The organism is Methylobacter sp. BBA5.1 (genome assembly GCF_000746145.1).
Classification (GTDB): domain Bacteria; phylum Pseudomonadota; class Gammaproteobacteria; order Methylococcales; family Methylomonadaceae; genus Methylobacter; species Methylobacter marinus.
Window position 1 is genome coordinate 48,214 of record NZ_JQKS01000029.1, and the last position, 11,666, is coordinate 59,879.

Consider the following 11,666-nt stretch of genomic DNA (forward strand, 5'->3'; position numbering starts at 1 on the left):
ACCCTATCGAGTGACACTGCTTCTTCTGTTTTTGTTGGTGCATGCCTCGGGGCTATCGGCGGCTGAAATTAATGTCGCGGTAGACCGCAGTCCGGTCAATCTTAATGAATCCTTTCAGATCACGTTCACGGCGACCGACTCGCCCGACGACGATCCTGATTTCACACCGCTGGAACAGGATTTTGAAGTATTGGGCCAGAGCCAGAGTAGCCATTTGTCGTGGATTAACGGCACATCCAGCAAAACCGTTCAGTGGGTGTTGCAAGTCATGGCCAAACACACCGGCAGCCTGACGATACCATCCATACAATTTGGCGACGATGCGAGCAAGCAGGCGGCTGTGCGGGTAACCGAAGGCGCGGCGGATAAGGACCAGTTGGTCGACGGGGATTTGTTTCTAGAGGTTGAGGCGACGCCTGAAAGTCCTTATGTACAATCCCAGGTTCTCTATACCATGCGCTTATATCGCAGGGTCGAAATTTCCCAGGCCGGTTTGAATGAGCCGGAACTGGCCGATGCGGTCATTGAAAAACTTGGCGACGACAGCAATTACAGCACGCAGATCAATGGCGTCAATTATTGGGTCACCGAACGAAAGTACGCCATTTTCCCGCAAAAAAGCGGCCGCATGACCATCAAGCCTTTGGAATTGACGGCTCAGGTCGTGACCTCGACTCGTCCCAGTTTCGGCGGTTTCTTCAATCCCCAGATGACCAAAACCCAGCGCGTGGCATCCCGGTCAATAACACTGGACGTACAACCGGCGGCGGCATCTTTTACAGGACAGCACTGGCTGCCTGCCGAACAGCTGCATTTAAAACAGGAATGGTCGGGCGATATCGAGCACATGAAAGTGGGGGAACCGTTGACGCGGACACTGACGGTGTTGGCAAAAGGCACCATGGTCAGTCAGTTGCCGGAATTAAATGCTGCCAAAACGCCTGAGCAGTTAAAAAGCTACCCTGACCAACCGGCACTGCAGGAGCAGAAGAAAAACGACGGCGTGATTGCCTTCAGGGAAGAAAAAATAGCCTTGATTCCATCGAAGGCGGGCAGTTATACATTGCCGGCCATAGAATTACCCTGGTTTAATATCAAAACCCAGCAGATGGAAGTGGCCACGATTCCGGAAACCACCATCCATGCCGTCGCCGCAGCCGCCGCTCCCGCGCAGCCTAAAGCGCCGGTTGAAATAGCGGTAAAGCCAGAAAAGGTCAAGCAGGCGCCGCTCATACAGCCCCGGGAAACCAATATCTGGTTGGCGATTTCGGTATTCTTGGGCGCGGGCTGGCTGATGACGCTGGTTTATTTTCTGTTTAGACGGTCCGCCAATAAATCCGCACCGCAAGCTACTATGCCTGAGGCGAATTTAAACGACAGTATCAAAAAACTGAAACAGGCCTGTAGCGATAATGACGCCATAGCCGCCAAGGATGCCCTGCTGGAATGGGGCCGGCAAAAATTCAATGCTACGAATCTCGGTGCCATCGCGTCTTTTTGCGAGGCCCGTTTAAGGGATGAGATCCTGCTGTTGAACCGAACCCTGTATGGTAGGGCTGTCGGACAGTGGCAAGGAAAAAAACTGTTTCAGGCGTTCAGTGAACACAAAGCACGGGAAAGAATCGGGCAAACGGCGGATTCCAGTCTGGAACCGTTATACCGCTTGTGATTATCTCGTCTTGAAATATTCCAGGGTCATGAACAAGGCGGCGATCGAGCGGGCTTCAGTGCATTCGCCCGTGGCCAGCAGGGCATTGATGTCGCTTAATTTCCACGGGATGACTTCTAGCTCTTCGGGTTCGTCTCCGGGCAGTTTTTCGGCGTACAGATCCTGCGCGATGATGATCTCGGTCATGTGTTCCAGATATGACGGCGCGATGGAAAAAGAGCTTAAATGATGCAGGTTTCTGGCACCGAAGCCGACTTCCTCTTTAAGCTCCCGGTTGGCGGCATCGAGAAACGATTCGCCGGCATCGGTTTTGCCTTTCGGCAGACCCAGTTCATAACGATCGATACCGGCAAGGTATTCCCGTATCAGTAACACGGTGTCGACATCGAGCATGGGCACGATAAGCACGGCACCGCCGGGATTGCCCCGCGCCAGGCGCTCATAATTGCGCTGCACGCCGTTACTGAATTGCAGATCCAGTGATTCGATACGGAATAAACGACTTTTCGCAACGACAGTCTTATTAAGGATGAGGGGTTTTTTAGCCATTTCTAGAGTTTTAAATTAAATGATCTTCGGTAAATATAACGCACTCTTATGATCGATTGGAACAAAATTGATACGGTATTGCTGGACATGGACGGCACGCTTCTGGATTTGAATTTCGATAATCATTTCTGGAAGGAATTCGTGCCGCTGAAATTCGCCGAGAAACAGGGTATAGCGCTAGCGGAAGCCAAACAGCTGTTGGAGCCGCGTTTCAAAAACATGGAAGGTCGGTTGGAATGGTACTGCCTCGATTACTGGAGTGAGGCGCTGCAACTCAATATCGCCGGATTGAAGGCTGAAATAGCGGGATTGATTTCGGTATTGCCGCATGTCGTCGAGTTTCTGGAAAAAATTCATCAGTCTCCACGCAAGGTTTTATTGGTGACTAATGCGCATCAGGACAGTCTCGGCTTGAAAATGGAAAAAACCTGTCTGCACCGGTTTTTCGACGACATCGTCAGCTCTCATACGCTGGGGTTTCCTAAGGAACATGCTGATTTCTGGCGCCTGTTGCAGCAGCAAAAACCGTTTGAAAAACACAATACATTGCTGATCGATGACAGCCTGGCGGTTTTGAATGCCGCCAGGCTGTTCGGCATAGCCCATCTGATTTCGGTCAGCAGGCCCGATACGCAGCTGCCCAAAAAGGAAATAACCGGTTTTCCCGCTATTGAGGATTTTCGGGAACTGATGCCCGGGCTTTAGGCTTGCGCGGGCGCGGCCTTTTCTGCGGGGCACGTTTTTCCTGAGCCGGTGCGCTGCTCTTTCTTTTGGGCTTGACAACATCGTCCGCGAGCAAATCGGCGGTAATCGGCTTGATCGGCACTTTCTGCCCAATATAAGTTTCGATATCGGGCATGGAATACGCATATTCCTCGCAAATAAAGCTGATCGCCTCGCCGCTGGCGCCAAAGCGCGCGGTTCGTCCTATTCTATGCACATAATCCTCGACATCCTGCGGCAGATCGTAATTGAAAACGTGCGAAACATCGGCGATATGCAGGCCCCGGGCCGCGACATCAGTCGCGATCAACAGCCGGATTCTGTTTTCCTGAAAATCATTGAGCAGGCGCTGGCGTTTATCCTGAGGCACATCGCCGCTTAACGCCGCGGTTTCATAGCCATTAGCATTGAGGTAATCGTTCAGCTGCTCGGCGCAGCGTTTGGTATTGACGAAAATAATGCTGCGTTGCGGCTTATATTGGTTCAAAATGCCCAGCAACAACGGAATCTTTTGTTCGTTAGAGGGGCAAAACGCACTTTGCTGTATGGCCTTGGACGTGACTTCCTCGGTCTCTATGCGTATCAGAACCGGATTGTTCATGTGTTCGTAAGCCAGTTCGGTTACTTTGTACGATAAAGTCGCCGAAAACAGCATGTTCAGACGTTTTTCCGGTGCTGGCATGCGTCTCAACAAATAGCGTATGTCTTTAATGAAACCCAAATCGAACATGCGGTCGGCTTCGTCCATTACGGTGACTTGCACGTTGTCCAGCGTAAAGGCATTCTGCCGGTAAAAATCAATGATACGGCCGGGCGTACCGATAATTATATCGATATTCGATTTCAGGCTGTCGAGCTGCTTCTGATAATCGGTGCCACCATAAATGAGAGCAAATTTAAGGTTAAGATGCGCGCCCAGCGACCGGGCATCTTTATGGATCTGAATGGCCAGTTCGCGTGTCGGTGCCAGAATGATGGCCCGGGGATTTTTGACGGGATCACTGACATCATTGATCAAATGTTGGAAAGTGGCCAGCAGAAATGTGGCGGTTTTTCCGGTTCCGGGTTGCGCCTGGCCTGCGATATCCTTATCCCGAAGCAATAAAGGCAGGGCTTTGTCCTGTATCGGCGTGCAATGGTGGAAGCCGGCCTCTTGCAGGCCTTGCAGGATGATGTCAGACAATTCCAGGTTGCTGAAGCGAGTATTTGTTAAATGTGTCTTGTTCATAGACAATAGCATAACGTAAAAAACCTATCAGCTGAAATTGATTGACAAATTAACGTTATCCCTCCTATAGTCTTAGCTTTTAAATTTTGGAGAAATAGTGTGAGCGACTTAGTCCTTCATGTAAATGATAGTGAATTTAACGAAACTGTTATTAAAGCGGACGGTCCTGTGCTGGTAGATTATTGGGCTGAATGGTGTGGACCTTGCAAAATGATTGCACCGGTTCTGGATGAAATTGCCACAGAATACAAAGGCAAGTTAACCGTTGTTAAATTAAACATCGACGAAAACCCACAAACACCACAACACTATGGCGTACGCGGTATTCCAACTTTGATGCTGTTTAAGAACGGCGAAGTGGAAGCCACAAAGGTAGGGGCATTGACAAAATCACAGCTTGCCACCTTTATTGACAGTAATATATAAATAAATCCTGCTCAGCCCGTCACAAAAAGCTTGGACGGGTTTGGGTATTTAAGTTATACTTGTCGAGTGCCGCATCAGGCGCACTCAAAAGCATATCGCCCGATAAACTACATCCCTAAAGTCTAAATCCTATCTTGCTTAAGTTACGGTCCAGACCGTATACCCTTTTCTTCGAGTCATTTTTATGAATCTAACCGAGTTAAAACTAAAACAAATCAGTGAAGTTATTGAAATAGCAGAGTCGCTAGGACTCGAAAGTGTCGCCAGAACCCGTAAACAGGACTTAATCTTTGCTATCCTTAAGAAACAGGCGAAAGGCGGTGAAGATATCTATGGCGATGGCGTTCTGGAAATTCTACAGGATGGTTTTGGTTTTTTACGTACTCCGGGATGTTCTTATTTAGCGGGACCTGACGATATTTATGTCTCGCCCAGCCAAATCAGGCGATTTGCCTTAAAAACAGGGGATACGGTCAGCGGCAAGATCAGGCCGCCTAAAGACAATGAGCGTTATTTTGCAATGCTCAAAGTCGAACAGATCAATTTCGAACCTCCTGAAAATACCAAAAATAAAATTCACTTCTCTAACCTGACTCCTCTCTTTGCCAATCAGCGATTCGTTCTGGAAAAAGGCAATGGCACCAGTGAAGATTTAACCGGACGCATCATCGATTTAATCGCGCCTATCGGCAAAGGCCAGCGCGGCTTGATCGTATCGCCGCCGAAAGCCGGTAAAACGATGATCCTGCAAAGTCTGGCACAATCCATCGCCGAAAAGAATCCCGAATGTTATCTGATTGTTTTGTTGATCGATGAACGTCCCGAAGAGGTTACGGAAATGGAGCGCTGCGTGCGCGGTGAAGTCATCTCCAGTACTTTTGATGAACCGGCAACCCGCCACGTTCAGGTCGCGGAGATGGTGATTGAGAAAGCACGCCGTCTGGTCGAGCATAAACACGATGTAGTTATTTTGTTAGACTCGATCACTAGGCTGGCAAGAGCTTACAATACGGTCGTTCCTTCTTCGGGAAAGATCTTGACCGGTGGTGTGGACGCCAACGCACTGGAAAAACCGAAACGCTTTTTCGGCGCGGCGCGTAATATCGAGGAAGGCGGCAGCCTGACGATTATCGCCACGGCGCTGGTTGATACCGGTTCCCGAATGGACGAAGTGATCTATGAGGAGTTTAAAGGCACCGGCAACATGGAACTGCATCTGGATCGCAAGATTGCGGAAAAACGTATTTACCCCGCGATCAATATCAATCGTTCCGGCACGCGTCGGGAAGAATACCTGGTCGATCCTGATACGTTGCAAAAAACCTGGATCCTGCGCAAAATCCTGCAACCGATGGACGAAACGGCCGCTTCGGAATTCCTGGTGGGCAAGCTGAAGGATTTCAAGACTAACGCCGAGTTTTTTGAATCGATGAAACGTTGATTCCGGCGGGAGTTGCTATATCAAATGTGCGGCGTGAGCCATGCCGCACATTTGATAATGTGGCGCAGGTCTCAGGATTGGGGCGGTACATACCCTTCAGGCATGTCGGTATTGCCTTCAAACAGAAACTTTCTTCTTTCCTCTTCCAAAAATGCTTTGGCTTTTGGATCAAAGCTGGCCAGCTTATATTCATTGATCAGCATGGTCTGTTTGCTTAGCCATTGCTGCCAAGCCTGCTTCGATACTTTCTCGAATATTTCCTGACCTTTGGGCCCAGGAAAGGGCGGCGCATCCAAGCCCTCGGCTTCTATTCCCAATTTAACGCACTTAACCATTCTAGTCATCGTTGTCCTCGATAGTGGATTGTTGTTGCAATAGCAGTTTGATCGGCGCTGCTATTCCCAGGTTATGAATTTGTTCCGCTTTATACCAGACAGTTTGCCTGGCATCCATCACAATATTGGAAGGATTGTCGGTCTGAATGAGCAGCGGCGTGAAATCCAGATGATAATGAGAAAAGGTGTGGCGCCGCGCTGCCATTGGCTTTTGATCAAGGATGGGCATGTTCCTGGCCATACACCAGTCGGTGGCCGCTTCGATACTGTCAAATTCAGGCAGACTCCATAAACCGCCCCAGATGCCGGCCGGCGGTCTTTTTTCCAGCAGTATCTGATTGAAGCGGTTGCGCAGCAATAAAAATACCTGCTGCCTAACCGGCAGGCACTTGGCGGGTTTAGGTGCCGGAAAGGCGGCGATATTATCGGTTATTCGAGCCAGGCAGCTGTCCTTGAGCGGGCAGGCATGACAGGCGGGCTTGGTGCGCGTACAGATCGTGGCGCCAAGGTCCATCATGGCCTGCGTGTAATCGGCGACCCGATCCACGGGCGTGTAGTGGGCGCTGAGCAGCCACAGTTCCTTACTGACCTGGCTGCTTCCGGGCCAGCCGGGCACGGCTTTAAACCGTGCCAGTACTCTTTTGACATTGCCGTCGAGAATAGGGTGGCTTTTTTTGAAAGCAATGCTCAGTATGGCTCCGGCCGTCGATAAGCCTATGCCCGGCAAGGCGACAAGTTCATCCAGCGTATCGGGAAAGCGACCTTTCTCAACAATCAATCGCGCGGTTTTATGCAGGTTGCGGGCACGGGCGTAATAACCCAATCCGGACCACAGGTGCAGTACGTCATCAATCGGCGATTGCGCCAGGCTTTCTATGTCAGGGAATTTTTCGGTAAAGGCGTTGAAATAGGCGATCACCGTCGCAACCTGGGTTTGTTGCAGCATTGTTTCAGACAGCCAGACGCGATAAGGCGTCCTGTCTTTCTGCCAGGGCAGGTCTTTCCGGCCATACCGGTCAAACCAGTCGAGAATGCCTTGTTGAAAAACGGCGGGTTTCATATCAGAAAAGACGCTTTAACAGATCACTGGTGCCAGGACCGATTTTTTTGTCGAGTTTGTCCAGTAATTTCTGTTTTTTCTCCTCGATTTTGGCTTTATGTTCTTCAGTCAGCAAAGAGGTGGGGTCCACCGTGTAAGCAGGCTCGTTGAACGTGCCGCCCACATTGATGGCAACCGTCATTTTCTCGGCTTGTTGTCCGCTGGCGTCGGCCGACTTCAGCAGTGTGGCATTGATTTTATAGTCCAGTTTCTCGGTATTAAGATTGGCGCTGCCTTTGCCGTTAACGCGTAATTTGGAGGAGTGGGCAATCAGGTCATTATTATGCAGAATGCCGTTGTTGACGGTTGCCGTACCGGTGATCTCCGAAAATAACGTTTGATCTTTTTTGTTGTCAGTCGGCAATGGCGCGCCCTTAACCAAGGCTTTGCTGCTGTCGATGATTTTCTGCAGATTAAACCCCAGAATAACGCTATCCCTGAACAGAAAGCTCAATCGGCCATTGAGCGAGGATTTAAGTTCATTGGCAGTATGGCCTTGCGCCTGCAGCTGGGCGGATGCATTGACGGCGCCGCTCATGCGGGCTTCGCCTTGGTAATCCTTTAACAAAGGGGCAACCTGAACATGATTGAGTGTTTCGTTGACCGCGAGCTTAGGCTGATTGCCGCGTACGTCCATGTTCAGATTGCCGGAATAGCTGCCCTGATAGAACTGTTTCACGCTTTGTTGCGTCGTCACGATGCCGTTTTTGGCATTGAGTTTCACATGGATATCCTGCAAGGTCAGGTTGCTGGCCTTAAGTTTTTGCAGTGTCAGCTGGCCGTTGGCGTTCAGCTTTCTTAGCGTATCAACAGGCAACGCCGAAGCCGCCGCCGCTGTAGTGGTGGCCGGGCTGGCTATGGGTTTTGATTTTTTATCGGCTGCCTTTTCGGGCGCCAGATAACGATCGACATCAATGGCATCGGCAGTCAGATTGAAAGTAATCGCCGGTTCACTGAAGTTTTTGATGCCGGCCGAGCCATTGATGGCGGTATCATCCAGTTTAACGACCAGGTTCTGAAGGTCGGCCGACTTGTCAGTGGCCAGCAGGTTGAAATTCATGGCCAGGCGGGTCAGGGCACTGGCATCGCGTGTGGCGGGCGGCGTCATTGCCAGTTGTTTCATTACCTGCACCGGATTGAACTCGGCGACCGTGACAGGCCCCTGGAATGAAGGCTGGTCTTTAATTTGGGTGCCGGTAATATCAGCGGCAATTTTCAGGTCACCGGATTCAAGCCGTAATGTTGAGATCTTAAGGTCTTGCTTGGCCATATCCAGCGCCACATCAGCCGCCGTTAACGTCGATTTCAGGGATTGGCCCGGAATTTTTTCGCCGGCCGTCGTGGTCTGTAGATTAACGTCAGCTAAGTGGAAGACGTCGAGCTTTTCATTAACGGTTAAATCCATGGCCAGTTTGATCGTCTCGGTCAGCTTGGCCTGGGTATCTGAAACGACTAGAGCCAAGTCAACGGCGAAAGGTTGATCAAAAACAATCTTATCCGTGTTCAGATTGACGTCTTTGAATTCCAGATGTTTGCCGTTTTTTTGGTTGTCCCAGTCAATACGGGCATTTTCAATGGTTATACCGCCGATAGATAATATGGTCTGGGCTTTGGCGCTTGGTTGGACGTCTTGTTTGCCGCTGTCAGGGGCGGGTATCTCGGGTTGTGTTTCGACAAGATCATGCCAGTTATTGATGCCCTGTTTGTTCTTGGCGAGATTGACAGTCAGTCCCTTTAAGACGATGCGGTCGACTTCAATTTCTTTCGATAACAGCGGCAGCAATTTCACATTGATATTGCTTTCTTCAATTTCGGCAAAAGGCTTGCTTTGGAAACCTTCCGCATTGCTCAGCACCATTTTGCCCGATGAAATGCCCAGCCATGGGAAAACTGATAACTTCAGCTCGCCTTCCAGGGTTAACTCCCGGCCGATCTTGTCTTTAACCGCCGCTTGTATTTCTGGTTTGAAATCATTGGGATCAATAAAAATGAATAAGGCGCAGACGACGACTATGACTAATATAGTCAGCGTTGCAAATATCGAAAGAATGATTTTAAGCGGTTTTCCCACAAGTCTCTCCTGATGTTAAAAAGATGTAATGATGACCTTTTATAGAATATGATTGTCAACTCTTACGTGCTGTGGCTGGTTCAATTTTAGCCGTGGCAGATATGATTGTGTTACTCCATAATAACTAAAATGAGGAGGGAAGATGTTGTTATTAGCTAAACTAGCCGGAATTGCGGTACTTGTATGGTTTTTTTTAACCGCCAGAGAACATGGCGAGCAGCCTGTGAAATGGGCGGTCATAGGTCTGATGGGATATTGGATTACCTGGTGGGCTGTGAAATTATCTGTCGTTAACCTACTGGCGGGTTTAGTCGCCAAAAGCGCGATCGGTACGTTTTTACTGACACAAATTCCGGCTGTTGTAGGTGTCTGTGCCGCATATTTTATCAGAAAAAAATTGCTGTCCGATGCTGCTGCAACTGAAAAAAATTAACAAGCGAAAAAAAGGCGCATTGTGCCAATACAATGCGCCTTTACAAACTAATTAACTGTTATTCTTACAGTTTTTCAGCATTTTTACCCAGGTATTCCGCAACGCCGGCCGGGTTTGCGTTCATACCTGCATCACCTTTGTTCCAGCCTGCCGGGCAAACCTCGCCATGTTCTTCGTGGAATTGAAGAGCATCTACCATACGCAACAGTTCATCCATGTTACGGCCCAAGGGCAGATCATTTACCACCTGATGACGAACGATACCGTTACGGTCTATCAGGAAACTTCCGCGGAAAGCCACTCCACCATCGGCTTCCACGTCATAATCCTTGACGATAGAGTGAGATAAGTCTGCCGCCATGGTGTAACGGACAGGACCGATGCCGCCTTGATTGACCGGCGTATTACGCCAGGCATTATGGGTAAAATGAGAATCAATGGAAACGGTGATTACTTCTACGCCACGGCTTTTAAACTCATCAAGACGGTGATCTAAAGCAATCAGCTCGCTCGGACAAACAAAGGTGAAATCCAAGGGGTAGAACACTATTACAGCATATTTACCTTTAGTGGCTTCAGAAAAGCTGAATGAATCAACTATTTGGCCATCACCTAAAACAGCGGGAACTGTAAAATCGGGTGCTTGTTTACCTACCAGTACGCTCATCGATTATCTCCAAAAAATTTGAAAAAACAAAGGGTTATAAACTTGTAATTAACCACTGAAAAAGTGGGATTAAGTTATTCTACACTAAATTACTCGGGAATTGTCTAAATTGTTGTGATTTTTACTTGCTTTTATTTGAACTTTAGCGATAATTTGTAATCATCAGCTTACACAAAAATAATACAAAGCTGAAAGTTTCAGAGAGACAGAAAATTTGGCGGCCTAGCTTTGCTGTTAAATTTGATTAGCAATTCGTTTGACGGGTTTATATCCATGGCAAAACATAAACATATAACTGAGCCAGATGTATTTGGTTTTCAGGTACGTATTGTAAGGCGCGGAAAAGAGAGCAGCCGTTATTTTTCGCATAAATTGTGGGGGAACAAAGGCAAGTCTTTAAAGGCTGCCATCACTTGGCGCGACCAGATGCTGGTAGTATTAAAAGGCAGTAAGACGCGCTTTCTCAAGCCCCCGAAAAATAAAACCACGACCGGTGTCACCGGTGTATCCAGAACCATCAAATATGATCATAGAAAAGATAAAAGTTATCTTTGCTATACCGTCTTTTGGGTCAGTAACGGCAAATCCAGAAATAAGACTTTTCAGGTTGGTAACGTGGAAAAAGTGACGGCCGACGATGAATTGCATGCATTTCGTACGGCGCGGTTGTTCAGAAGCTGTTATGAGTATGCGATCGATAACGACCTGACGTTTTATGACAGTAAATTCAATGGCTGGAAAAAAACACGCTTGTATGATGACGAGAATCTGAGTGCCGTTATATAAATGGTTCCAGTGTGAATATATTAGAGTGAATGCGAGTGAACGGTTGTTTTTATAGTCCACTCACATTCACTTCGAGTTCTAATAAATATCAACCATTGAGCCTGATTCCGGCTGTTTGAGTTTCAATTCTCAGCCAGTTCTTATTTCGCCAGTTTAAACTGCAGCACCTGAACCGCGCGTTGCTCGACCGGGGCGCCGTTAACCCGCTTTTCCTTGAATTTCCATTTATTGATGGCCTC

Annotated in this window: 12 protein-coding genes; 6 read left to right on the plus strand and 6 right to left on the minus strand. The window is 48.6% G+C overall.

Annotated elements, in window-relative coordinates:
- Positions 1-10 precede the first annotated feature (10 nt).
- On the plus strand, positions 11-1,669 hold the full coding sequence (locus EK22_RS17105; RefSeq protein WP_020158792.1) for a BatD family protein: 1,659 nt from the start codon (positions 11-13) through the stop codon (positions 1,667-1,669).
- Here EK22_RS17105 and nudE read toward each other — a convergent pair whose 3' ends face one another.
- Positions 1,670-2,218 (minus strand): ADP compounds hydrolase NudE, encoded by a 549-nt coding sequence (gene nudE, locus EK22_RS17110; protein WP_020158793.1) that lies wholly within the window; start codon positions 2,216-2,218, stop codon positions 1,670-1,672.
- Between the two features lie 48 nt (positions 2,219-2,266).
- On the opposite strand from nudE, the gene yrfG reads away from it, so the two are divergent.
- Positions 2,267-2,923 (plus strand): GMP/IMP nucleotidase, encoded by a 657-nt coding sequence (gene yrfG, locus EK22_RS17115; RefSeq protein ID WP_020158794.1) that lies wholly within the window; start codon positions 2,267-2,269, stop codon positions 2,921-2,923.
- On the opposite strand, the gene EK22_RS17120 is transcribed toward yrfG, so the two are convergent.
- Complete coding sequence (locus tag EK22_RS17120; protein ID WP_036252929.1) at positions 2,886-4,169, minus strand: DEAD/DEAH box helicase; 1,284 nt, start codon at positions 4,167-4,169, stop codon at positions 2,886-2,888. The two genes, yrfG and EK22_RS17120, sit on opposite strands and share 38 nt — an antisense overlap.
- Before the next feature lie 99 nt (positions 4,170-4,268).
- Here EK22_RS17120 and trxA point away from each other — a divergent pair, with 99 nt between their 5' ends.
- Together trxA and rho are read left to right on the plus strand one after the other, a co-directional pair.
- Entirely contained in the window at positions 4,269-4,595 is a 327-nt protein-coding gene (gene trxA, locus EK22_RS17125) for a thioredoxin TrxA (RefSeq protein WP_027147182.1), read from the plus strand.
- Between the two features lie 184 nt (positions 4,596-4,779).
- Positions 4,780-6,036, plus strand: coding sequence for a transcription termination factor Rho (gene rho / locus EK22_RS17130; RefSeq protein WP_020158797.1), 1,257 nt, complete (start codon positions 4,780-4,782; stop codon positions 6,034-6,036).
- A 71-nt stretch (positions 6,037-6,107) separates the two neighbouring features.
- Here rho and EK22_RS17135 read toward each other — a convergent pair whose 3' ends face one another.
- Genes EK22_RS17135 through EK22_RS17145 form a run of 3 tightly spaced genes read right to left on the minus strand, consistent with a single transcriptional unit; the run spans position 6,108 to position 9,541 of the window.
- The gene (locus EK22_RS17135; RefSeq protein ID WP_027147183.1) at positions 6,108-6,380 is read right to left on the minus strand and encodes an oxidative damage protection protein; all 273 of its coding nucleotides are present in this window, start codon (positions 6,378-6,380) and stop codon (positions 6,108-6,110) included.
- Positions 6,373-7,431 carry an A/G-specific adenine glycosylase gene (mutY, locus tag EK22_RS17140; protein WP_020158799.1) on the minus strand — a complete coding sequence of 353 codons (1,059 nt, stop codon included), beginning with the start codon at positions 7,429-7,431 and terminating at the stop codon, positions 6,373-6,375. Before mutY ends, EK22_RS17135 begins: the two co-directional genes overlap by 8 nt.
- Position 7,432: 1 nt before the next feature.
- The gene (locus EK22_RS17145) at positions 7,433-9,541 is read right to left on the minus strand and encodes an AsmA family protein (protein WP_036252931.1); all 2,109 of its coding nucleotides are present in this window, start codon (positions 9,539-9,541) and stop codon (positions 7,433-7,435) included.
- 142 nt (positions 9,542-9,683) lie between these two features.
- Between EK22_RS17145 and EK22_RS17150 the strand changes: the two genes are divergently transcribed.
- Positions 9,684-9,974, plus strand: coding sequence for a hypothetical protein (locus tag EK22_RS17150; protein ID WP_020158801.1), 291 nt, complete (start codon positions 9,684-9,686; stop codon positions 9,972-9,974).
- Between the two features lie 64 nt (positions 9,975-10,038).
- Here the strand turns inward: EK22_RS17150 and EK22_RS17155 are convergent, their stop codons facing one another.
- Positions 10,039-10,641 (minus strand): peroxiredoxin, encoded by a 603-nt coding sequence (locus tag EK22_RS17155; RefSeq protein ID WP_027147184.1) that lies wholly within the window; start codon positions 10,639-10,641, stop codon positions 10,039-10,041.
- A gap of 273 nt (positions 10,642-10,914) precedes the next feature.
- Between EK22_RS17155 and EK22_RS17160 the strand changes: the two genes are divergently transcribed.
- On the plus strand, positions 10,915-11,427 hold the full coding sequence (locus EK22_RS17160; RefSeq protein ID WP_027147185.1) for a hypothetical protein: 513 nt from the start codon (positions 10,915-10,917) through the stop codon (positions 11,425-11,427).
- The last annotated feature ends 239 nt before the right edge of the window (positions 11,428-11,666 follow it).

Bases quoted from the DNA above. Each gene is read 5' to 3' on its own strand.
- EK22_RS17155 (WP_027147184.1), bottom strand. From the start codon at position 10,641: ATGAGCGTACTGGTAGGTAAACAAGCACCCGATTTTACAGTTCCCGCT.
- rho (WP_020158797.1), top strand. From the start codon at position 4,780: ATGAATCTAACCGAGTTAAAACTAAAACAAATCAGTGAAGTTATTGAA.
- EK22_RS17135 (WP_027147183.1), bottom strand. From the start codon at position 6,380: ATGACTAGAATGGTTAAGTGCGTTAAATTGGGAATAGAAGCCGAGGGC.
- yrfG (WP_020158794.1), top strand. From the start codon at position 2,267: ATGATCGATTGGAACAAAATTGATACGGTATTGCTGGACATGGACGGC.
- EK22_RS17150 (WP_020158801.1), top strand. From the start codon at position 9,684: ATGTTGTTATTAGCTAAACTAGCCGGAATTGCGGTACTTGTATGGTTT.
- EK22_RS17120 (WP_036252929.1), bottom strand. From the start codon at position 4,169: ATGAACAAGACACATTTAACAAATACTCGCTTCAGCAACCTGGAATTG.
- mutY (WP_020158799.1), bottom strand. From the start codon at position 7,431: ATGAAACCCGCCGTTTTTCAACAAGGCATTCTCGACTGGTTTGACCGG.
- nudE (WP_020158793.1), bottom strand. From the start codon at position 2,218: ATGGCTAAAAAACCCCTCATCCTTAATAAGACTGTCGTTGCGAAAAGT.
- EK22_RS17160 (WP_027147185.1), top strand. From the start codon at position 10,915: ATGGCAAAACATAAACATATAACTGAGCCAGATGTATTTGGTTTTCAG.